The 23,432-nt window shown below is 34.5% G+C and carries 22 protein-coding genes; 6 read left to right on the top strand and 16 right to left on the bottom strand.

The genetic code is table 11. The annotated features are described in order from the left end of the window. Positions 1–52 precede the first annotated feature (52 nt). Together NZ698_RS01535 and NZ698_RS01540 are read left to right on the top strand one after the other, a co-directional pair. Complete coding sequence (locus tag NZ698_RS01535) at positions 53–1,399, top strand: ammonium transporter (RefSeq protein ID WP_263001180.1); 1,347 nt, start codon at positions 53–55, stop codon at positions 1,397–1,399. A 249-nt stretch (positions 1,400–1,648) separates the two neighbouring features. Beyond that, entirely contained in the window at positions 1,649–3,067 is a 1,419-nt protein-coding gene (locus NZ698_RS01540; RefSeq protein ID WP_263001182.1) for an L-serine ammonia-lyase, read from the top strand. A gap of 96 nt (positions 3,068–3,163) precedes the next feature. On the opposite strand, the gene NZ698_RS01545 is transcribed toward NZ698_RS01540, so the two are convergent. Genes NZ698_RS01545 through NZ698_RS01555 form a run of 3 tightly spaced genes read right to left on the bottom strand, consistent with a single transcriptional unit; the run spans position 3,164 to position 5,400 of the window. Then, positions 3,164–4,552: a serine hydrolase domain-containing protein gene (locus NZ698_RS01545; protein WP_263001184.1), complete on the bottom strand. Its 1,389-nt coding sequence runs from the start codon at positions 4,550–4,552 to the stop codon at positions 3,164–3,166. 8 nt (positions 4,553–4,560) lie between these two features. After that, positions 4,561–5,130 (bottom strand): YIP1 family protein, encoded by a 570-nt coding sequence (locus tag NZ698_RS01550; protein WP_263001186.1) that lies wholly within the window; start codon positions 5,128–5,130, stop codon positions 4,561–4,563. Positions 5,131–5,133: 3 nt separating this feature from the next. After that, a complete protein-coding gene (locus NZ698_RS01555) occupies positions 5,134–5,400 on the bottom strand; it encodes a DUF2089 family protein (protein WP_263001188.1) in 267 nt (88 codons plus the stop codon). A 180-nt stretch (positions 5,401–5,580) separates the two neighbouring features. Here NZ698_RS01555 and NZ698_RS01560 point away from each other — a divergent pair, with 180 nt between their 5' ends. Further along, positions 5,581–6,255 carry a hypothetical protein gene (locus NZ698_RS01560; RefSeq protein WP_263001190.1) on the top strand — a complete coding sequence of 225 codons (675 nt, stop codon included), beginning with the start codon at positions 5,581–5,583 and terminating at the stop codon, positions 6,253–6,255. Here the strand turns inward: NZ698_RS01560 and NZ698_RS01565 are convergent. From NZ698_RS01565 to tsaE, 8 genes are all read right to left on the bottom strand, one after another. Then, positions 6,252–7,100 (bottom strand): prephenate dehydrogenase, encoded by an 849-nt coding sequence (locus NZ698_RS01565; RefSeq protein ID WP_263001192.1) that lies wholly within the window; start codon positions 7,098–7,100, stop codon positions 6,252–6,254. The genes NZ698_RS01560 and NZ698_RS01565 overlap by 4 nt on opposite strands. A gap of 271 nt (positions 7,101–7,371) precedes the next feature. Then, the gene (locus NZ698_RS01570; protein ID WP_438265541.1) at positions 7,372–9,651 is read right to left on the bottom strand and encodes a cation:proton antiporter; all 2,280 of its coding nucleotides are present in this window, start codon (positions 9,649–9,651) and stop codon (positions 7,372–7,374) included. A 96-nt stretch (positions 9,652–9,747) separates the two neighbouring features. Then, a complete protein-coding gene (locus tag NZ698_RS01575) occupies positions 9,748–10,137 on the bottom strand; it encodes a hypothetical protein (RefSeq protein ID WP_263001194.1) in 390 nt (129 codons plus the stop codon). 104 nt (positions 10,138–10,241) lie between these two features. After that, on the bottom strand, positions 10,242–10,961 hold the full coding sequence (locus NZ698_RS01580) for a LytR/AlgR family response regulator transcription factor (protein WP_263001196.1): 720 nt from the start codon (positions 10,959–10,961) through the stop codon (positions 10,242–10,244). Next, complete coding sequence (locus tag NZ698_RS01585) at positions 10,927–11,700, bottom strand: histidine kinase (RefSeq protein WP_263001198.1); 774 nt, start codon at positions 11,698–11,700, stop codon at positions 10,927–10,929. Before NZ698_RS01585 ends, NZ698_RS01580 begins: the two co-directional genes overlap by 35 nt. 9 nt (positions 11,701–11,709) lie before the next feature. Continuing rightward, positions 11,710–12,081 (bottom strand): hypothetical protein, encoded by a 372-nt coding sequence (locus tag NZ698_RS01590; protein ID WP_263001200.1) that lies wholly within the window; start codon positions 12,079–12,081, stop codon positions 11,710–11,712. Then, on the bottom strand, positions 12,081–13,274 hold the full coding sequence (locus NZ698_RS01595; RefSeq protein WP_263001202.1) for an alanine dehydrogenase: 1,194 nt from the start codon (positions 13,272–13,274) through the stop codon (positions 12,081–12,083). Before NZ698_RS01595 ends, NZ698_RS01590 begins: the two co-directional genes overlap by 1 nt. Positions 13,275–13,344: 70 nt before the next feature. Next, the gene (tsaE, locus tag NZ698_RS01600; protein ID WP_263001204.1) at positions 13,345–13,752 is read right to left on the bottom strand and encodes a tRNA (adenosine(37)-N6)-threonylcarbamoyltransferase complex ATPase subunit type 1 TsaE; all 408 of its coding nucleotides are present in this window, start codon (positions 13,750–13,752) and stop codon (positions 13,345–13,347) included. Positions 13,753–13,852: 100 nt separating this feature from the next. On the opposite strand from tsaE, the gene dnaG reads away from it, so the two are divergent. Further along, positions 13,853–15,823, top strand: coding sequence for a DNA primase (gene dnaG / locus NZ698_RS01605; protein WP_263001206.1), 1,971 nt, complete (start codon positions 13,853–13,855; stop codon positions 15,821–15,823). A gap of 170 nt (positions 15,824–15,993) precedes the next feature. Continuing rightward, a complete protein-coding gene (clpP, locus tag NZ698_RS01610; RefSeq protein ID WP_263001208.1) occupies positions 15,994–16,680 on the top strand; it encodes an ATP-dependent Clp endopeptidase proteolytic subunit ClpP in 687 nt (228 codons plus the stop codon). 115 nt (positions 16,681–16,795) lie between these two features. Here the strand turns inward: clpP and tpiA are convergent, their stop codons facing one another. From tpiA to NZ698_RS01630, 4 genes are all read right to left on the bottom strand, one after another. Further along, positions 16,796–17,557 carry a triose-phosphate isomerase gene (tpiA, locus tag NZ698_RS01615; RefSeq protein WP_263001210.1) on the bottom strand — a complete coding sequence of 254 codons (762 nt, stop codon included), beginning with the start codon at positions 17,555–17,557 and terminating at the stop codon, positions 16,796–16,798. Between the two features lie 95 nt (positions 17,558–17,652). Further along, positions 17,653–18,003 (bottom strand): tellurite resistance TerB family protein, encoded by a 351-nt coding sequence (locus tag NZ698_RS01620; RefSeq protein ID WP_263001212.1) that lies wholly within the window; start codon positions 18,001–18,003, stop codon positions 17,653–17,655. A gap of 77 nt (positions 18,004–18,080) precedes the next feature. Continuing rightward, positions 18,081–19,190: a BT_3928 family protein gene (locus NZ698_RS01625; RefSeq protein WP_263001214.1), complete on the bottom strand. Its 1,110-nt coding sequence runs from the start codon at positions 19,188–19,190 to the stop codon at positions 18,081–18,083. 1 nt (position 19,191) lies between these two features. Beyond that, positions 19,192–19,758 (bottom strand): DUF1599 domain-containing protein, encoded by a 567-nt coding sequence (locus tag NZ698_RS01630; RefSeq protein WP_263001216.1) that lies wholly within the window; start codon positions 19,756–19,758, stop codon positions 19,192–19,194. Between the two features lie 159 nt (positions 19,759–19,917). Here NZ698_RS01630 and folP point away from each other — a divergent pair, with 159 nt between their 5' ends. Next, positions 19,918–20,790, top strand: coding sequence for a dihydropteroate synthase (folP, locus tag NZ698_RS01635; protein WP_438265542.1), 873 nt, complete (start codon positions 19,918–19,920; stop codon positions 20,788–20,790). A gap of 114 nt (positions 20,791–20,904) precedes the next feature. Here folP and NZ698_RS01640 read toward each other — a convergent pair whose 3' ends face one another. Beyond that, positions 20,905–23,358 carry a DUF5686 family protein gene (locus NZ698_RS01640; RefSeq protein ID WP_263001218.1) on the bottom strand — a complete coding sequence of 818 codons (2,454 nt, stop codon included), beginning with the start codon at positions 23,356–23,358 and terminating at the stop codon, positions 20,905–20,907. Positions 23,359–23,432: the final 74 nt, after the last annotated feature.

A 23,432-nucleotide genomic window follows, 5' to 3' on the forward strand; every position in this document is an offset into this window, starting at 1 on the left:
ACTAATTTATTAAAATTTATATTTAATTTTGCAGGGGTTAAAAATAAAAAGTATGAAAGTTGGTTTGAAATGGAAAGTTTCATTTATTATAATTTCTTTGGTAGCAATTGGCGGACTTTTCTGGAAGCCAAGTGTTGATTTTCCAAATACAGGAGATTTTTTAGGTCAGGAAAATATTGTCGGTTCTGATGTAGCCTGGATTTTAGCTGCAGCCGGACTCGTTCTTTTGATGACTCCCGGACTTTCATTTTTCTATGGCGGAATGGTCGGCAAAAAAAATATGATTTCAACAATGCTGCAAAGCTTTATTGCTTTAGGAGTTATTTCTATTTTATGGATTGTTGTTGGTTTTTCTTTGTCTTTCGGAGATTCTATCGGCTTTGAAATCAACGGCGAACATTATGGTATTATAGGTAATCCTTTTACTTATCCGTTTTTCAATCATGTGAGTGTTTATCCACACAAAACGATGGCTTCCACGATTCCTTTCATCTTATTTGCATTATTCCAAATGAAATTTGCAGTGATTACTCCTGCTTTGATTACGGGTTCATTTGCTGAAAGAGTTAGATTCATTTCTTACCTTTTATTCATGGTGCTTTTCAGTCTGTTCATTTATACGCCTTTGTGTCATATGGTTTGGCATCCTGAAGGTCTTTTAAATAAATTTTTTGGTGTTAAAGATTTTGCTGGAGGAACTGTCGTTCACATGAGTGCAGGTTTTGCAGCTTTGGCAGGTGCCATTGTTTTAGGAAACAGAAAAAATCCTCATCACGAACCTTCAAATATTCCCTATGTAATTTTAGGAACAGGAATGCTTTGGTTTGGTTGGTTCGGTTTCAATGCAGGTTCGGCTTTAAGTGCCAATGCAACTGCTGCAATCGCTTTCGGGACTACAACCATTGCTTCAGCTTCGGCAATGATGACGTGGATATTCTTTGACAGGATCAACGGAAGAAAAGTTTCTGCTTTAGGAGCTTGTATCGGTGCTGTTGTTGGCTTGGTCGCTATTACTCCGGGTTGTGGTTTTGTTACCATTCAGGAGAGTTTATTTATCGGTTTTATTTCTGCGATTGTGTCTAATTTAATGTTGAACTGGAAAGCCTTAAAGAAAATTGACGATACCTTAGATGTTTTTGCCTGTCATGGAGTAGGAGGAATCATGGGAATGATCTTGACCGCAATTTTTGCGCACGGCGAAAATGCAAGTCTTCTTCACGGCGGAATCGGAGTGTTTACACATCACATGATAGCGTTGGTTTTGGTCTCATTATTTACATTTTTTGGTTCGCTTCTTTTATATAAAATTACCAACCGAATTATTACACTTCGAGTTTCCGAAGAATCAGAAAATATGGGTCTGGATATGTCTCAGCATGAGGAAAGTCTGAAGTGGTAATTTAATTATAATTACAGGTGGTATCTCTGGGCAGCTTTATCCGCCTTCCACTCCCGCTTTTTTGTCTCAGCTTCGCTCCGACAAAAAGAGCTCCGTTCAAGTCGGGCTGCGAGATTTGTGCAGAGTTCAGGGAAGGTTTATAAAAAGTGATATTTGTGTGTATTAGATTCCGTTATAAACCTTTTTTAACATTTCATTTCTTTAGAATTTATCGTGTATATTTGCTTTTCATGAAAATGAAAATCACGTATGGAATCTATATCGGTTTTTGAAATTATTAAAGTAGGAATTGGCCCTTCCAGTTCGCACACAATGGGACCTTGGAATGCTGCATCGGCATTTATCAGAATTATAAAAAGAGAAAGATCAATTGCTGAAGTGAAAGAAGTTTTCCTTGAATTCTTCGGTTCATTGGCAAAAACAGGGATTGGTCACGGAACGGATATCGCAGGAATGTTGGGTTTAAATGGAGAAGATTTTAAAACCATCAACACTTCAAAGATCGACGAAATTGTACATCATATCAAAACGTCTGAGATTCTTAATTTAGGCGGAGAAAAAGAAATTCCTTTTATTTACGGACATCATTTAATTCTGAATATGTCCAAATCCTTAGATTTTCATCCTAACGGAATGATCTTTAAAGCTATCTTTGAAGACGGTACAGAACTCGTTCAGGATTTTTATTCTGTTGGTGGCGGTTTCATTGCAAGTCAGGAAAAAAACTCTATCGAAAAACATTGCGTTCGTACTTTGTACCCATGTCATCATGGTTCCGACATTGTAAAATATTGTGAGAAATTAGGTTTAGATAAAATGTCAGATTTAGTTTTAATCAATGAAGAAAGTTGGAGAACGCAGGAGGAAACGAGAAAAGAAGCTCTCAATATCTGGGAAAATATCAAAGAATGTATTTACAAAGGTGTCAACAAAGAAGGTATTTTACCGGGTGGACTCAATGTTACCCGAAGAGCGGCGGGAATCAACAGAAAACTTTTGGGTGACGAAATTTATAAAAATAAAGATCAGTGGTTTCAGCAGGTAGTCGATGCTGAAGAAAATTTCACTAATATCAATAAATGGATTGCTTGTTTTGCACTCGCAGTAAATGAAGAGAACGCAAGTTTTGGGAGAATTATCACAGCGCCGACAAATGGAGCAAGTGGAGTGATTCCTGCTGTTTTGATGTATGCACAGGCTTTTACACCTCATACAAGTGATGATGATATTGCAAGATTTCTACTGGTTGCCGGAGAAATCGGAACTTTATTCAAGAAAAACGCAACCATTTCTGCCGCAATGGGCGGTTGTCAGGCGGAAGTTGGCGTATCATCGGCAATGGCTGCAGCAGGTTTGACTGAAATTCTTGGAGGAACTGTTGGTCAGGTTTTAATGGCTGCCGAAATCGCAATGGAACATCATTTAGGTTTAACGTGCGATCCGATCAGAGGTCTAGTACAAATTCCATGTATTGAAAGAAATACTATGGGAGCGATGAAAGCAATAACCGCAGCGAATATTGCCTTAGAAAGTGATCCTGCTAAAGCTAAAGTAAGTCTCGATCAGGTTATACAAACAATGTGGGAAACTGCCTTGTCTATGAACGACCGTTTCAAGGAAACTTCTGAGGGTGGATTGGCAATCGCAGTAAATGTTCCGGAGTGTTAAGATAAAAGATATTACTTACTATAAAAACGTCCTGAGATTTTGATTAAACTTCAGGACGTTTTCATTAAAAGATAGTGACGTTTTACAATTATATGTTTAATTAACTTTAGGAAATTCATAGTCTACTCCGTAAAGAAAACTAAGTATTGCAACTGCAAATTCATTACCTGCGATACCAATTCTATCAGCGTTTAGAGAATACGAAATAGAAATATCATCATCTCCATTGTAAATCATCAAAGAGTTTGTTCCGTAAGTTCCGCCGCTGTGACCTACAAAAATTTTATTGTGAAATGGTACTATTGCCAATCCCTTTCCAAATCTTTTTTCATCGGGCATTATTGATTTTAATGAAGTTTCTGAAACTATTTTATGGTCAAAAATCGCATTGATGATAAGATTTAAATTATAAGGCGTCGTAGCTATATCACCGACTCCCACAATATTGCTGAAGTTAAAATCTGTAACAGGAACCCATTTTTTATCATAAGAATAGGATTTGTAAACATTTCCCGGTTTTTTATTTGCCGTGTAAAATTGTTTTAATTGTAAAGGTTTTATGATGTATTGATCTAAATTTTCTTCATAAGATCTATTTGTAATCTTTTCTAAAATTTTCGCCAACAAATAATATCCTGAGTTCGAATACTGTTGCATAGTTCCGGGTTCAAATTGCGAACCTTGCTCAATGATTCTTTTGATGATCTGTTCGTCAGTTGTCTTTTTTTCGAGCCATCTCGGTTCGTTTTTTCCTTGTACATAATCACCAAGTCCTGAACTGTGGTTGAGCATATGCGAAACTGTAATCTTATCTGAATTGGGGATTTGGGGAAAGAATTGTGAAAGTTTATCGTTAAGATTTAGTTGTTGATTATCAATCAGTTTAAAAATCATGATTGCGGTCATTGTCTTGGTGATAGACCCAATCTGAAATGTCTGGTTTTCACTTTTAAAATCAGGAAGATTTTTTTCGCCAAAGTTTCGTTTGTATATTTCTTTTCCGTTTTTAAAGATTGATATTTCTCCGGCTTCTGCATTGTTTTTTTCGAGATAAGATAAAAAATTTTCAATTTTTTTAAAACTTTCTTTAACGTCGGAAAGTTTTAAAATCTCAAGTGCTTTGTCTTTGTTATTTGCTTTGTCAAACGGTTTTAAGGTTAATGGCAATGCCATTCCGTTTTGATTAAATGTTCCGATGATTTCAGAGTCTTTCATAGTTCCTTTGAATGTGGCATTCATCACTGCATTTTCAAAGGTTAATACATTGTCAGAAAACGATGTTTTATCAAGAGGAATTCCTTCGGCACCTTGTAACGGACTATCTAAAGTAGAGCTATAAACATTGTTTTCATATTTAATATTGATTATTAAGGGCAATTTGCTGCCCTGAACTTCGAGTTCTCCCATCCACGAACCGGTTATTTGTTGTGAGAAAATTATATGAAAGGTCAGGAAGCTGATAAAAAGTAAAAATCTGTTTTTCATATCTGTTGTTATAAAAGCTGCATGGTGAGCATCATGGTTAAAAGTAATAGGGCGAAAATCACAATGTGAACCCAATTTTTCATATTTGTAGCGATTTTAAAACCGTTGAACAGAATAGCAATTCCGTAAGCTGAAATGGCTAGTGAAAAGAAGGAATAAATGGTAATAATTAAAAGAGCAACAGGTTCTATCGCAGAAGATTGATTTTTTACAGAATCCATGATTTGTTTCTGCGCATTTTTAATAAAAGGAATTTCGGTTACCAGTAAAAGAAGAATCACTGTAATCTGTGATATAAAGATTGGGTTAACAATATCGATCAATCTGGTTTTCTTATTAATCATTTTTCCAAAAATAAAAAAGACAGTTATGTTAATAGCGTAAACAATTAACGTTGCTAAAATTATCTTAAAAATAGAATCTTCGGGATCAATGAATTCAAAATGGAATAAACTGTCGGTCTGAAATCCAAAATAATAAGCTATTAAAAAAACAATAGTTACCGAAACAAACCCTGCCAAAAGCAGAGTTTTATCATCAAATTTTAAAAAAGGATTAAATAGAGTTTTCCAATTCATGGTTTATTTTTTTAATTGATTTATTTTTTCAATCAGATCATCCATTTTATTTCTCATGGTAGGATAAGAAAGTTCGGCTTGCTTCGCCATTTCTTTGATGCTTCCGCTGGAAAGGAAAAAATTTAGAATAAAATCCTGTTCGTCTCTTGCTAATTTTAAAAGCACAGGAAGTTCATAATTTCCATTGACTTCAGTTTTACATTCCGGGCATTTCATTTGGCTGACCTGCAAAGTGTGATCGCAACTTGGACAAATTATAGGTAACTTCATTAAATTTTATTTCTGTAAAAGTAATAAATATTTTAATAAAGTTAAAAATAATTTTAACAAAGTTAAAAGTAAAATCTGTTTTTATAACTGAAATTTAATAATATATTAAATTTCGCACGATGATCAAAAATATTTTTGCACTATAAATAAAAACGAATATTTTTGTGGAAATAACAAATTATGAAAAAAATATACATTCTCGCTTTTGCGTTTTTATCTTTGACTGCCTATTCTCAGGTCAATATTCCGGCTTCATCATCAAGAGGAACAATTCTGACACAAACCGATCAGAAAATTGAATACAGCAATTTAAAATATGAAAAAGGGAAAGTTGTCTACACAAATATTTATAATGGACAACAAGAATTTCTGTACGACAATTCTGTGAAAAGTATTGAAGAGAAAGCCGCTACAGCAGTTTTATCTTCCGAAACAAAATCTGAAAATTCTGCATCGTCAGTTGCCGTTTTAGAAAAGCCTAAACTTACCGACAAGACAGAAATTAAAAGATTTTTATTACAGGAAAATAATCCTCAATACAAGAGCGGAAAATCTTTGAACAATATAGGAACTGCTTTTTTAGTAGGAGGCGCAACTTGTTTTGTGGTAGGAGGCGCGATAAACCTTTCGTCTGCAAACAAAACTTATTCCTCTGGCGAAGAACCAAAAGGTTCTCCTGTTCCACTGATTATAGGCTTGGTAGGAATGGGAGTAGGTGTTGTCATGAAAATTTCAGGACATTCACAAATGAAAAAAGCAGTAGAAAATTATCAGAATTCCACTGCAAGAAAATTTACTCCAAGCTATTATGCTCTCAATAATCAGAATGGAGTAGGATTGATGATGAAATTTTAATTTTTATCTAAAATTCCTCTTATTTTATTGGCATTTTCTATCAACTCAGCTAAATATTCGAAATTTTCTTTTTCCAAAGCAGCTTTGAATTTTCTGAGTTGAGAGATATGTTCGTTCAAAACATCCAGAACGTTTTCTTTGTTTTGCTTAAAAATCGGAACCCACATTTCAGGATGAGATTTTGCTAAACGAACCGTACTCGAAAAACCCGAACTTGCCAGTTGGAAAATAGTTTCTTCTTCTTTTTCTTTCTCCAAAACCGTATTGGCAAGCGCATAGGAAGTAATGTGAGAGATATGCGAAATATATGCGGTGTGAACATCGTGAGCTTCTGCATTCATATAAATCAAATGCATATCTAAACTTTCAACTACTTTTTGAACCAATTCTAAAGCATCATGTGCCGATTCTTCTTTATTGCAAATTACTCCTGCTTTTCCTGAAAAACTCTCAGCGATGGCAGATTTCGGACCGTGGTTTTCGGTTCCCCACATCGGATGAAAAGCTACAAATCTTGATCTTTTTGAATGGTCTTTAACTGAATTTACTATTCCTGCTTTGGTAGAACCTACATCCATCACCGTTTGCGAATCAGAAATTAAATCTAAAACGTTAGGCAAAATCTTTCTTGCCGCATCAACGGGAATGGCGATAATTATTAAATCAGAATCTTTAATTCCGTTTTCTAAATCTGCTTGTTCATCAATGATATTCAAAGCTAAAGCTTCTCTTAAATTATCTTTATTGTTGTCAATTCCATAAATGAAATCGACAAGTTTTTTTTCTTTTAATTTTAATGCAATTGAACCTCCGATCAATCCTACACCGACAATGCTAATTTTCATTTTCTTAAAATTTGAAATAAAAAACCCCGTCCGAGGACGAGGTTTTAAGTTATATAACAAGAATCTCTATCCCAAATCTGAGCTGAAAATTCTATAATAATATGTTTCTTTTTTAATAATCACAGAACGAAGATAGCAATTTTTTTTAATTTTAAATTAAAAAGTGAGTGGTGAATTTTGTCGCACAAGCCAATTTTTTACGAAAGTCAATTTTATTTTCAATATTTAAAATTGACTATTCACTTGCAAAGCAAAATTCACCATTCACGAATTAAGGGTTTGAGATGATCAATGTCGAAGGAATATCCGAAAGCCAAAGACTTTTTGAGTCAATAAGTCCTCGCCAGCTTTTCTTACTGATCAGCATCAGATCCTGACCATTAAGAAATTCTTTCTCGATCTTTTTCTCATTATATAAAGTGATGTGATTGGGTGCAACCTGTTCGATACTTCTGATGAGTTCTTTTACTTCAATATTATTTCGGATCTGTCCTGCAACATCGAGAATAATGATTTGAGAATTGTTATTGTTGATTAGTCTTTTCGCATATTCCAGCAAATAAAAATCACTTAAATTGAAGATCGGCACGAATACTTTGTCGGCAGAAGTAAATCCTTTCTCCACTAAAACTCCTACCGGAATATTGGTTTTGTCTAAAATCTGAAGCGTAAAATCGTCAAACGGAGAATTGTTGAAAATATAGCTTTTACCTTTTACAGTGTTCAATAACTTTTCAGGATTAATAATTTTTGTCGTGAAACCTAGAAGTCTTCCCAATAAACTTCCTTCGTACATCGATTTTCCAAGCATAATTAACAGTAAATCGTAATTTCCCTTGTTTGAAATGCTAGTCAAATCGCTTTCGATATCAGTTGATGCTTTGAATAGAGTGGTTACTTCTACCTGAAGATCATTTGAAGTCTCAATAACATTTTTAAACTGATCGTTCTCATATTCATTGATTTCGTAAGTGTGCATTTCGTCAACGGGAGCAATATTCATGGCGGTAATGCTCTTGTTGCCGTTCATTTTATGGGTGAAATCGTTGGCCAGTTTCAAAAGCGTACTTCCGGATTCCGGATTGTCAAAAGAGAGCAGAACACGATATTTAGAATCATTCGAATCATCAATGGTGTCTTCATCTTTTTTAGATTTAAAAATGTAATTGATTAGATCTAAAGCCGGACCCGTCATGAATGTTGTAAATAATGCCATAATGACCATCATTGCAAAAATAGTTGGACTCAAAACTCCTAGATCATAACCGATGTTTAAAACAATCAATTCCATCAAACCTCGGGTATTCATCAGTGCACCAATCGTTAAACTTTCTTTCCAGTTGATACCGAGAAATTTGGCTGTCAAAGCACTTCCAGCGAATTTTCCCACTACCGCAACCAAAATAATGGCTCCTGCTGTTACCCATAGATGTCCCTCATTCAACAAACCAATTTGTGTACGAAGTCCGGTAAATACGAAGAATAGCGGTAATAAAAGTACTAATGCAACATCTTCTATTTTGTCAATAAACAATGATCTGAATTTTGCATTTTCGGGCATAATCGCTCCCGCCATAAATGCTCCAAACAAAGCATGGATTCCAATCACCTCTGTTGCGTATGCCGATAAAATCAAAGTAAGAAAAAATATAGCAACCATCGGTTTGTTGATGGTGTTTTTTTCAGCCTGCAAATCTCCGATTCTTTTCAGGAAAGGTCTTACGATTTTGATCATTAAAAAGACATATCCGATTGCCATTAAAATCACGTAAATCGAACTTGCAAATGAACCCGCTTTTACAATTGCGATTACTGCAGCCAAAATACACCAAGCCGTAATGTCATCTGCAGCTGCACAGGTAATAACAATCGTTCCTAATTTCGTTTTCTGAAGATTCCTCTCCTGAACAATTCTCGCCAAAACCGGAAATGCTGTAATACTCATCGCAATCGCAATAAATAATGCGAAAGAGATAAACTGAACTCCATCGGGAGCAAACTCCTGATAGATGAAATATGAAAGTCCTATACCTAAAGCAAAAGGAATAATGATACTCGCATGACTGATCACAACTGCATCATGTGCTTTTTTTCTCAAAACGCTCAAATCGAGTTCCATTCCTACGATATACATAAACAGAATCAATCCGATCTGACTTAAAAACTGAAGATTTCCTAATGATTCCTTTGGGAAAAGAAAAGCAGAAAATTCAGGAAAATACATCCCTACAAGTGAAGGTCCCAAAATAATACCGGCAATCATTTCACCGATAACACTTGGCTGTTTAATTTTAATACAGATCCACCCGAAAAATCTCGCCGCCATAATGATCGTAACAATCTGTGCAAGCAAAAGCGCTAAAGGATGATGAAGATTGGTTTTGAACGACTCCAGGAAATTGTCCCACGTAGAGCCGTTATGAGTTTTTACAACGATGTTTTCTCCCACTTCCAGAGTTTGTCCCTGTATCATAAACCAATACATCAGACTTGAAAAGACTGCGATGGTAACGATGTAAAAGATAATATTTCTGTATTTTGCCAAATTCATAATTCCGTTATTTGAGTGCAAATTTCCATAGAAATTATGGATGATAAATGCGTTTTATATTTAAATGTAATGAATAGTTTGAATAATGTAATGAAATTATCTGAAGCTATAACCCAATCCTACACCTACTTTCCAGTTTCCGTTTTGTGTAGCGGTTTTGCTGTTGTAGTATAGCGGAATCTGCAGTACTATTTTTTTATAAACCGCAGCAATTCCCACTCCCAGATTCGGTGTGATTGCGCTGTTTTTAGTTCCTGAAGATTTGTCTTCTTTGATTCTTAAGGATGGCAACATTCCCAACATGACTTTGGTGCTTTTGTGGTTGAAACTTATATTTGGTCCCGTAAAATTGATGAAAGCTCCGTGATCTACATATCCTGCAACAACAATTCCTTCAAAAAATGATGCTTTTATTTTGGATGAATTTTCCTGTGCGAAAAATAAGGTTGAGGAAAATAATAAAGCTGTGGAAACAGTTTTCTTCATAATGACTTTTTAAGTCCGCAAAAATACAGGTAGAAAATCATTCAGATAGCAGAATGTAATCAACAGACTTAATTATGCAATGAAAACAACAATGTTTGAAAGATTTACTTTCCAAAGATCTCCAGTAAATGTGTTTTGTAGGTATCACCAATCTGCAGTTTTAGGAAATTTTCTCCTTCCGAAACCAATGTTGTAATGATTTCGTTGGTTGAAAAAACTTTGATTGCCGAAATGGCGATAATCTCTTTTTTGTTGACCTGTGCAAAATCTTTAGAAGGCAACATTTCTAAAAGTGATTTGAAATTGAGGTTTTTCAATACAATTGTAGAATTGTCTTTAAGGGTAATTTCCTTATCACGACTATCGATTTCGGAGGTTTTGATGTAGGCAATTTGCTCTGTAAAAATAATGGTTTTTCCGATGTTGGTATTCCATTCTATAAAATCTTTTTTTTGAGAATGGGCGTTGATTTCTTTCACTTTTTCAAATGCCTGAATCAGTCTTTCTTTTTTAATAGGTTTCCGGACATAATCAACAACATTCAGGTCAAAAGCTTCTGCAGCATATTCTTTGTAAGCCGTTGTGAAGATGATTTTTTTTGAATCTGAAATTAGTTCTGCAACCTGAAGTCCGGTCATTCCGGGCATTTCAATATCCAGAATACAGAGATCACAATCGATAGAATTGATTTCACTAAGGAAAATTTTAGGATCGTTAAAAGCTTTGATGACTTCTACGTTTTCTATTTGTTCGCACAGAAGTTTCAGATAGCTTATGGCTAAAATTTCATCATCCAGTATAACGCACTTTATCGTAGAACTCACCTAAATTTATTTTTAATTCTGCTGTGAAGATACCATTTTTTGAACTTCTGTTGAGATCGTAGAAGTTGTGATAAATCATTTTTAAACGTTGATCCAAAGACTGACTTCCAAATCCGCTTTTTTCTTTTTCCAAAACATTTTTCAGGGATGCTTTGTTGCTGACTTTCATTGTAAAAACTCTGTTTTCCAGTTCAAGCAGAATTGAAATAAAAGAATCCTGAGCGAGAAAATCTGTGTGTTTAAAAGCATTCTCAATCAAATCAACAGAAATCAACGGTGCAAAAACTTTTTCTTCATAAACCGCATCAGATTTGTCAATTTTGGATTTAATTCTGAAATCAAAAAGCGGGTTGATCTTGATTTTATTAATTTCGATCAGGCTTAAAGCAAAACTGAATTCCTCTTTGGGACTTACAAATTTGTTGTTGCTTTCGTATAAAATATAATCGAGCACATTCGCCAGTTTATCCAACGACATATACGTTTGATAGGCGTGAGATTGTACAGAATTCAAAATGTTTTTGAAAAGATGAGGATTCAGTTTGGTACCGATGTGTTCCAATTGTACCTCATTCAAACGTTGCTCAATCAGCTTATTGGTTTCCGAAAGTTTGTTGTTTTTCTTCCTGAAAATTTGATTTTGGCTGAATAAATAAATACTGACTGTGAGAAAAAAGAATATGGCAAAAACTCCAACGAAAATCAGATAATCGTGAATCATGTAGTAATTGCCGTCCATCTCAGTAGTTTATTTAATTTTTTTTATGCTTAATAATTGAGTTTCTTCAGCACATTTTTCGAAAGTAACTTCGTAACGAGGATTATTTTCAGGATAAGAAATCAGATAATCCGGACAAGGTTTTTTCTGTGCATGACTTCTATCGAAATCTACTTTTCCGGCAGTGATGATGCTGTCTTTTACAAACTTTTCATTGATTTGTAAAGCAGCCATTTCAGTTTTAAAATTTTCAGAATATTTAAAATTTTTAGATAAAGTTTCGGCGATTACTCTGCTGTTTGGTAAATATCCGCTGCAGCTTACGCCTTTTTTATTAAGAACAAAAAACACAATAACAAGTCCGGGAACGAGACCGATTAAAAAGAATTTGATTTTTTTCATTAGAAAATTAAAAGATTGATATCATGATAAGTAAGCCCGAAACGATCGCAAATCACCTTTTTAGTATGTCTTCCTTTATACATGTAAAGACTTTGTTTCATTTCATTTTTGCGGATCAGCATATTTTCGAAACCACCTTCTACATCATAATTTAAAATATAAGAAAGGAAAAAATTTGAGATTGCTTTGGTCGTGGTTCTTGGCATTTTCGAAGTCAGATTGGGAAGTCCACAATGAATTACGCCGTGTTTGATGATGTAAGGATCATCCATTGTCGTCAGTTCTGATGTTTCAATTACTTTCCCGTTGTCAATGGCAATATCGATGATGACGCTGCCTTTTTTCATTTTGCAAACCATTTCTTCGGTTACAATCGGCTGCATATTCAATCTTGGAAGAGCTCCGATAACGACATCTGCACGTCTTAAACTTTTGCTTAATTCTTTGGGATCAATAATCGATGTAGGAACTCTGCTGTCAACCAAAGTGTGAAGTCTTCTCAGTTTTGAAAGTGAATTGTCAAAAACTTTTACACTCGCTCCCAAACCGATTGCGGCTTTTGTGGCAAATTCTCCAACGATTCCTGCGCCTAAAACGACCACCTCGGCTGGTCTTACTCCCGTAATTCCGCCAAGCATTAATCCATTTGAAAGGGCTAATAATTCTGAAGCGTACAGAATAGAAACTGTTCCGGCAATTTCGCCGATTAATCTTACCAATGCCAATTGTTTGTATTCATCAGCGATAAATTCAAAGGCAATGGCATTTATTTTTTTCTCAGCCAGTTTCATGAAATAATCTTTATCTCTAAGATTGATTTGCAATGCAGAAACAAGATATGTGTTGGGTTTAAAATAATCAATTTCTTCGTCTGTAGGCGGATTGATTTTTAAAATCAAATCCTGACTGAAAGCTTCTTTGGGATCGTTTGTGATAATCGCTCCAGATTCTGAGTACTGAAGATCAGTAAAAAAAGAGCCTTGCCCTGCTCCGGATTCTACAATAATTTCATGACCGTGCTGTACCAAAACCTGCACTGCATCGGGTGTTATACAAGTACGTCTTTCGTTGAGACAGGTTTCTTTAGGAATTCCAATGCTGAATTGCTTGCCTTTTTTGATAACTTCCAACTTTTCCTCCTTTGGCATTAGTTCTTCCTCGGAAAAAGGAGTAAAAATATTTGTGGTACTCATTTTAAATTCAATTATGACTTACAGAAAATTAATAATACAATCGATTTCTTCGAACAAAGATACATAATATTTAGTCGAAACTGATTTCTCTGCTTTCTCCGTTGTTGTGAATGCTCATCGTGTGGAATTTCAGTCCGTACAATTCTTCTTCATAAACTTCCGGCCATTCAATGATGCACAAATAGGCATTGTCAAGATATTCTTCGATCCCAATGTCAAAAACTTCCTCAATATTTTTTAATCTATAAAGATCAAAATGGTAGACTTTTCCTTTCGGTGTATTGTATTCGTTTACAATTGAATAAGTTGGAGAGTTGACTTCATCCGTACTTTCTAAACTTTTAAGTAAAAACTGAGTAAATGTAGTTTTTCCGGCTCCCAAATTTCCTTTTAATAATAAAATAGGGTACTGTAATTGCGGAAGGATTTCTTCCACAACGTTTTGCCAGTTTTCTATCTGTTTTATATTAAATTGCATGAATATAATTTGATGCAAAAATACTAATATTACATTCTAAATATACCAACAAACTATAATATTTGAATCCTAAAACTTCAATTTTCATTACTTTTGCAAGATGATTTCCAAGCAGACGATCGATAAAATATTTTCCACAATCCGGGTAGAGGAGATTGTTGGCGAATATGTGCAGTTGAAAAGAGCGGGATCCAACTTTAAAGGTTTGAGTCCGTTTCATGATGAAAAGTCGCCGAGTTTTGTGGTTTCTCCAAGCAAACAGATTTGGAAAGATTTCTCCACAGGAAAAGGTGGAACTGCGATTTCGTTTTTAATGGAAATCGAAAATTTCACTTATCCTGAAGCACTTCGTCACGCTGCCAAAAAATACGGAATAGAGATTGAAGAAGATCAGCGTGAGTTTTCTGAAGAAGCCAAAAATGCGCAGTCTGAAAGAGATATTCTTTATAAAATTCATGAAATCGCCAATGAATATTTTCAAAATATTTTGTGGGAAAATGAAGAGGGCAGATCAATTGGTTTGTCGTATTTCAGAGAACGTGAGCTTAAAGATGATATCATCAAAAAATTTCAATTAGGATATTCTCCTGAGAAAAAAAATGCATTTACAGAATTTGCTTTAAATAAAGGCTATTCAAAAGAAATTTTGGAGAAATCAGGACTGTCAATTTTTCCTGAAAATTCTCCTGCCGGGATCGACCGTTTCCGTGAAAGAGTAATGTTCCCGATTCACAGTTTTTCGGGTAGAGTTCTGGGCTTTGGAGCGAGAATTCTCCGCAGCAATATTAAAACTGCCAAATATCTCAACTCTCCCGAAACAGAAATTTACCACAAATCAAATGTTTTATATGGTTTGAACCAAGGTAAGCAGACGATTTCGAGAAAAAACATTTGTCTTTTGGTAGAAGGCTATATGGATGTGATCTCCCTTCATCTTTCAGGAATTGAAAATGTAGTGGCGAGCTCCGGAACTTCTCTCACGACTGAGCAAATCAAGTTAATTAAAAGGCTTACCGAAAATGTAACCATTCTTTTTGATGGTGATAATGCTGGAATAAAAGCGAGTTTCCGAAGCATTGATATGTTGTTGACGGAAGGAATGAACATTCGTGTTCTGCTTTTTCCGGAAGGCGATGATCCCGATTCTTTTGCCAGAAAACATCCGCAGGAATATGTTGAAAAATTCATCGAAAATGAAGCGATGGATTTTATTGATTTCAAAGCTGAAATTTTATTAAAGGAAGCCGGAAACGATCCTATAAAAAAAGCAGAAGCCATCCGAAATATCGTTAAATCTGTTGGTTTCGTACAAAATGGCTTGAAAAGGGAGGTTTATCTGAAAGAAGTTTCTACCAAATTCGGACTTTCTGAGCAGAGTTTGTTTAATGAACTTGATATTCAAAAGCAGATCACTCAGAATCAAGCGCCTAAAAGTCAGCCCAAAGAAAATATACAGCCAAAACTGGAAATTGTTCCTGATAGTGTAGAACAGGTTGATCCTATTATATTCGATTTACTCAATCAGGAAAATAATCTGGTTAATCTGATGTTGAATTTCGGCGATGTTGTCCTTCACAGAGAAAACGAAGCCAACGAAAAGTATGATATCACGGTGATTGAAGAAATTCTTCATCATTTTGAAGAAGAAAATTATGAGTTTCAGGTTGAACTCAACAAAATCATCATCGACAGCATTAAAGAAGGAATTGCCAACGAAGAACTTAGAAAAGGCAACTTTTTTGTCACTTTTATGGACGAAAATATCACTTCAAAAGTTGTTGATGCCATTATGCCTCTAAATGATTTGGAAAACTGGGCTTCGAGAAATATTTTTCCGCCAAATTATGGTGACAAGATCAATACTCAGGTGGAAGGTGATATTTTGATTCATAAATTTAGATATATTGATTATTTAATTAAAAAAATCAGTGAAGATCTTCCGAATCTGATCAATAACGAATCTCAGTATTTTGAATCAATTAAAAAAATAACATTACTGAAGCAGGCCTCAATGCAATTGTCAGAGATTTTGGGTTATTCGCCTATCAAAGGCATTTATGTGAAAAGGTAGTAGGACTTAGGTCTTAGAATTTAGTTAGAGAGTTTAAAATTATCAAAGTAAGAAGCTGCAACCTTAAAACTAAAACCTACCACCTTAACTGCCAAAAAGTCCTATAAAATTTTAGGAATAAAAGTTGTAAATTACATCTTAGTTAAATTTAAAAATATACCAATAGAAATATGGACATAAAAAAAGAATTCAGAGATTTCTCTGTAAAACACTTAGGAAACAGCGGTTTGGTTACCGATCAGTATATGGGAATGTATGGTCCTACAAACCTTACACCTTACATCATGGAAGAAAGAAGAATGAACGTTGCTCAAATGGACGTTTTTTCTCGTTTAATGATGGATAGAATCATTTTTCTGGGAACAGGAATCGACGATCAGGTTGCAAACATTGTAACAGCTCAGCTTTTATTCTTAGAAAGTGCTGATCCTTCGAAAGATATTCAGATTTACATCAACTCTCCTGGTGGAAGTGTTTATGCAGGTCTGGGAATTTATGACACAATGCAAATTATTAAACCGGATGTGGCTACAATTTGTACTGGTATCGCCGCTTCAATGGGAGCTGTTTTATTGGTTGCTGGTGAAAAAGGAAAACGTTCTGCGTTGAAGCATTCAAGAGTGATGATTCACCAACCTTCAGGTGGTGCGCAAGGTGTTGCTTCTGACATGGAAATCAACTTGAGAGAAATGTTGAAACTGAAAAAAGAATTATATGACATTATCTCTGAACATTCAGGACAAACTTACGAGTGGGTAGAGAAAGCTTCTGACAGAGATTATTGGATGACTTCTACCGAAGCAAAAGAATACGGAATGGTAGATGAAGTTTTACAGAGAGCTAAAAAGGAGAAATAATTTTCTGAAATTATAAGAAAAAACACGTCAATTGACGTGTTTTTTTATTTCAATAGAAATGGGCTTTAGTCCGTTTGCAACTTTTATTAATTCCTATGGCTTTAGCCAAAACTTATTATTGATTAAAACCCTCAATAATTTTAGAAAAATCTTCCAGTTTCAAAGCAGCTCCGCCAATCAAACCACCATCGATATCCGGTTGAGAGAAAATTTCTTTTGCATTATCAGGTTTTACAGAACCTCCGTAAAGGATAGATACTTCGTCAGCAACTTCCTGTCCGTATTTTTCAGCGATAATTCCTCTGATGTGAGCGTGAATTTCCTGAGCCTGTTCCGGACTTGCCGTTTCACCGGTTCCGATTGCCCAAACCGGTTCGTAAGCAATGACTACTTTTTTGATTTCTTCCGCAGAAAGCGTGAAAAGAGCTGTTTCGGTTTGAGTTTTCACAACGTCTAAATGTTGTCCTGCTTTTCTTTGTTCAAGCGTTTCACCATTACAATAAACAGGAATTAAGCCTTTATCTAGAGCCAATTTTACTTTTTTGTTGCAGCTTTCGTCGTTTTCGCCGTGATATTGTCTTCTTTCAGAATGTCCGATCAAAGAACCTGTAACGTCGATAGATTCCAACATATCTGCAGAAAGTTCACCTGTATAGGCGCCGCTTTCAAATTCGCTCATATCCTGAGAAAAAACTCCGATTTCGTCTTTTTCAAAAATGTCTTTTGCCATCATAAGATATAAAGATGGTGGTGCAATCCAAACTTCGCAGTTGGTTATATTTTCATTTTTATAACCTAATAATTGAATCATTAATTGTTGTGCATCAATGACGTTTTTGTTCATTTTCCAGTTTCCTGCAACTATTTTTCTTCTCATAGTTTTTTATTTTAGAAGTTAGAGATTAGATATTAGAAGTTAGAATCACAGTAAATTTTAAACTAATATCTAACTTCTGGTATCTAATTTCTCAATTAATTAATATTCCAAAGATTTTTCAAAAGTACATAGAAAGTATGCTCTTCATCAGTCACCACATCATCGGCTTTGATCAACGTTTTTGCAAACTGAATAAAACTTAACCGTTCTTCTTTTGTAGAATCTTCTAAGAAACAACGTCCGTGAAACTCAAAATGATCTTTCCATTCTTCGGGCTGAAGCAATGCGATGGTTTCCAATTCGTTATCTAAATTGATTTTAAAAGGAAATTCGTCAGCTAAATATTGCTGAACCAGCATTCCTTCTTCCGGAGCAAATTCTCCGTCCACAGACGAAAGAATCATTAATAAATGATAACCGGCTATTGATTTATTTGATTTTTGCATTTAATGATATTAAATTTTAAATTCTTATTTAAGTTTAGGATTTAAAAATTGACAATTGAACATTTACAACTGACAGTCTAATCCACATAATTTTTGGCAGGTATTTTTTCAACAATTTTTCCTTTTTCTAAAATTAGAACAAAAGGATTGCTTCTTGCAATAGTTTTGATGGCAGTTCCGTCCATCATTGCATTTTTTATTGTCTTAAAAGTAGTCGGAATTGTTGAAACACCGTAAACTACGGCAGTTTTGTCAGTATTTACTTTGGCTTCAACTTTCTGAAGTAATTCAGGAGAAACTTCTTTTGGATAATAAGAAAAAACTAAAATGGCTTTTGGCGCATTGAGAATTTCAGGTGTCAAATCACTTCCTGTTGGATCTTCTATTTTGAATTTAGCGATCTCAGATTTGTAACCTTGTTTTACCAATTTTGATTCGTTTTTACCTTCTTCAATTTTCCACGGTGAGCCTTCTTCCCAATATTCTGTCTTGTTGATATAATCGTCCTGGTTTACTTTTAGAACTTCTCCTGTTTTTGAGTTTTTCAGAGAATAATAGGTTTTATATTCTGTAGGATTTTTTGCAATTTTTGCTTTTTCAGCAACCAAATCGGTTCCTATTTTATAATCACGGAAATCGATTATTGGTTCGTTGATAAGTCCCTGAACCATAATAAAAATCATAATTCCAGAGAAAATTCCAAAAGCAATTGATAAAAATTTATTGTTTTTTGGCTTTGCTGAAGTTGAGTAAGAGTCTTTTTTGCTCCATTCTTTTCGGTATAATATAAATAGAATGAGAAGTCCAATTAGAAGAATAATGTCCTTTACAAAACTTTGCCAAGGCGTGAATTTAATGGCGTCTCCAAAACAACCGCAATCTGTCACCACATTAAAGTATGCTGAATAGAACGTCAGAAATCCAAAGAAAATACAAAGTGCAATCAATGCGGAAAGAGTAAATTTTAGTTTAAATTTCACCAAAAGCATAAACCCCAACCAAAGTTCTAAAACAACAACAATGATTGAAAAAGCGAGAGCAAACTTCACGAAGAAAGGCATATTGAAAACGGAAGGTTCAAAATATTCTTCCATTTTAAATGAAAATCCTACTAAATCTACTGCTTTTACAAACCCCGAAAGGATAAAAATAATAGCAACGACACAACGCAATAAACCTTTGATCATATTAAATAATTTGATGTTCGAAATTGTTTTGTTTTTCAGAGAACTTGATGAGGCAAAACACTGCATAATTCAGCATGTCAAAATAATTGGCATCCAATCCTTCTGAAACGATGGTAACACCTTGATTATCTTCTATTTGTTTTGTTCTTAAAACTTTCTGATAAATGAGGTCTGTAATTGAAGAAATTCTCATATCTCTCCACGCTTCACCATAATCATGGTTTTTTCTTTCCATCAAAGCTTTGGCTTCCTGAGCGTATCTGTCATAAAGACTTAAAATCTCATCTTTATTTTCATTAAAATCATTTGAAAAACCTTTCTCTAATTGAATCAATCCAATGATCGAGTAGTTGACCACGGCGACAAATTCTCCTTCTTCACTTTCGTCAATCATCTTCACATCAGTCATCTGTAACGTGCGGATTCTGTTGACTTTAATGTAAATCTGGTCGGTGATGGAACTGGGTCTTAAAACTCGCCAAGCTGCACCGTAATCCTGTAATTTTTTACTGAAAAGATCACGACACTCGCTGATGATTTTCTCGAATTGTATTGAAGTTTTTAACATACATTCTCTTAATAGCCCAAATATACAAAATTTTGTGTTTTGAGCATGGTTTTGAGGTTGGAGAGTTCGAGAATGGGAGAGTTTTGAGTTGGAGAATGATAGGGTTGAGAGTTGGAGAGTTTTAGTTTAATTTTGTCAAAATAAATTCGATTGATCCGGATGTCTGCAAATAATTTACTTCTGTCTCCAATGAACACTACGATTCAAAACTTCTACTCAATTAATTGTAATGGAAGATTAGTTGATTTGTCCGTCCCAAATATTATGGGTATTCTGAATCTTACACCTGATTCTTTTTCAGATGGCGGAAAATTTAATAATGAAAAATCTGCACTTAAACATGCTGAAAAATTAATCAGTGAAGGCGCTTCAATCATTGACATTGGTCCACAATCCACAAGACCTAATGCTGAATTTCTGACCAGTGAAGAAGAGATAAAAAGATTGGGAAACATCATTTCTTTGCTTAAAAAAGAATTTCCTGAAACTTTGATTTCTTTAGATACTTTTTATGCTGCAACAGTGAAGTTCGGTTTCAATGAAGGTATTGACATTGTGAATGATATTTCAGGTGGACAGTTTGATGAGAAAATGTTTGATGCTGTTGCAGAAACGAAACTGCCCTATATTTTAATGCACGTCAATTCTTCTTATGAAAAGATGCATGAGAAGGTTTCTTTTGAGGATATTACATTGTCGGTCAATCAATATTTTTCGAAAAAAACAGATGAATTATTAAAAAAAGGCATTAAAGATATTATTCTTGATCCCGGTTTTGGTTTTGGAAAAACGGTCGAAGATCAGATGAAAATGATTGATGAGGTTGAGTTTTTTGATTTTGGAAATTTTCCTTTGTTAATCGGTATTTCGAGAAAATCATTTATTTATAAACCTTTAGGAAAATCTGTTTTGGATATTAATCAAGAAACTCAGAAACTTCATATGAAAGTCTTGCAACAAGGCGCAAAGATTTTGAGAGTTCATGATGTTGCGGAAGCAAAGAAAACGATTGACGACTATTTAATTAATTAAAATTCAGCATAAAAAACCTCTTAAAAATTTAATTTTAAGAGGTTTTATCTTTTTTGTAGTGATTTTAAATAATTGTTTTGAAATTACTCATTACCAATTATTCAGTATTGATTATTAAAATCCTAATAACTTCAATTTAAACTGAATGGCAAAATTATCTTTGAATTTCGGACTGTTGTAATATCCGACTCTGTAGAAAAATCCTAAATTGAATTGTGACGAAAGGAAATTATTCCATTCCAGACCTAATTCGTTGTACAAATGATCCAGTTTTTCAAATTCAAACTGGTGAAATTCTTTGTCTTTCATATCACCGATGGTTCCTCTGTAGATAAAGTCAAAACTTGAAACGTTCTTTCCAAAACTTTTAAAATACCACGGAAGTCTGTGCGTTAAATAAGCGCCCACAAATTTATCGTTGTAATATTTTCCGCCTTCCATTGTTGCAAAACCGAGGTATGAAGTCAGGTTGAAATTTAATCCGCCGTGTCCGTTTCCTAAACCGTTCATTGTGAAGTTTTTCCAGATGGGTGCGTCACCAGTGATGATTCCACCGTAAGCTCTGATTCCTGTAACACCTAATTTTGTTTTAAAATTATGAACGAAAAGGGCATCAAATCTGCTGAAATTAAAATCTCCGTCTAAGGTTTTAAACCCTTGTTCGTAGTTTAAGTAAACTTCAGGAAGGTTTTGTTCATAAGTATATTTTCCGGTCGGCGTCATAATATTCTTCGAGTTAGGAGAATATTTTAAAGTGATTGTGGATGAAGCAATATCAAACTGATTTCCTAAACCTTTGTAATTATAAGCGAATTTAGATTCTTCTTGCGTTTTTTTTGCTGAAACATTTAGGGTTAATCCATTCGTGATGTCATTTTCATAGCTTACTTTAAAACCTTCATAACCGTAGAAAACTCCATTGTTTAAGGCAACTCCTGAGTTCATGATTTTCATTCTGAAATTCCACAAATTTTCCGAGAAACGACCTGCAGCCATCACATCATTAAAATATTCCACACGGAAAAATGAATTTTTATTTAAAGTCGTACGAACGTCAACTCCCGCTCCGTATTTAAATTCTTTGTCATAAATTCCGTAAGCAAAATAAGCATCCGGAGAAATATATTTGTTGAATTTTTCGTTCAGTTTTGCTCCTGCACCAAATCGGAAATGCTCGTATTTATTATAACCAATTAATCTTGCCAAATCAAAATCTACAATCCCCAGTCTAACTTTTCCCTTTAGTAACCCTGTTAATGCTTTTGCTTTTTGATCCAGTTTATATTTGCTGCTTAGACTGTCAATTTTAGAGTAAGTGGTTACTTCACGGTCGGTCAGATTTTCAGTTCTGTATTGGTCAATCAATTTTCCGTCAGAGTTTTTTACATCAATCGTGTAGCCTTTAAAATCCTGTGGTTTTTCTTCGATGGGAGTTTTAAAATCGAAATAATCGGCAGTTGCAAAAGCATAGCTTCCAAATCTCTTTTTGGTGTTTTTCTCCGCTTCTTTTTCTTCTTTGGTTTTCTTTTTATCGGATTTATCGTCACTGTCGAAAGACGTGGAACCCATTTTAAGTTTGTAGTTTTCTTTCACCAAAAACCACTTGTTTTCAATTGGTTTCCAAATACTGGTGATGCTGCCTTCGCTTCTGATTTTGCTGTTGCTTTCAATCTTTTTAAGGGCATAACTCTCTTTATCAACGTAAATGTATCCGTTAAATTTTCTGCTGTCGGCAGTTGTTTTATACCCAACCTGACGAAAACGTATCACATAATTTTGTCTGCCGTCAATTTCGATAGAATCAGTCAGGAAAAAGCGGTAAAGATTTCTGTTTTCTTCTCGTATCTCTTTCGGAATCACATTTCTGTTAGAACGGAAAGCCATTAATTCATAAATAGGTTCTTTTAAACCGGCGATTTTATTATCTAAAATATTGGTTTTCTCACCGTATTTTTTTGAGTATAAACTTTGTGAAGCTCTTTCCCAAAGAAACATTTTACTTTTACCAACCAATTTCATCAGACCCACAGATTCAAGAGAATCTTTTCTTTCCTGAGCTTTCATTGGCTGCTGCGGAAGACTTTTTAGAGAATCTATTCTGTTGGCAATATATGCGTTGTAAGCTTTGATGCTGTCTTCATCAAAATCAAGAGAAATTTTTTCGTAAGATTTAAATGAATAAGAATCTAAGCTTAGCGGAGAATTCTGCTTGTAGTTATCATTGATTTTTCTCAGAATTTCCAAAGCTCTCGGATCACTTTTATCTTCGAGAACTACAGTTTGTATGTTTTTCGTTTTGGGATCGGCTTTAGATAAAAAAACTTCCATTACTTTATCTACAACCACATCATCTTCATAAAATCCTCTTGCGGAAACTTCTACTTTTTTGCATTTGGTTTTAAAGTTGAGAATACCGGAAGCATCGGTTTTTCCTATAATCTTATCGTTGCAGGTCACCGAAGCATTAGAAATCACCGATTGATCTCCGGAATTTTTAACGATAATTTTCGACTGTGAGAAAATGCTGATGTATCCGAATGATAACAGCAGGAGATACAATTTTTTCATAAAGAATTTCTAACAATTAAATTTGATTGGTTGGTAATGAATTTAGTTTTCCATTATTTGGAATTGAAATTCAT

This window comes from Chryseobacterium edaphi, from assembly GCF_025628985.1.
In the GTDB taxonomy this organism is placed as follows: Bacteria; Bacteroidota; Bacteroidia; order Flavobacteriales; family Weeksellaceae; genus Chryseobacterium; species Chryseobacterium edaphi.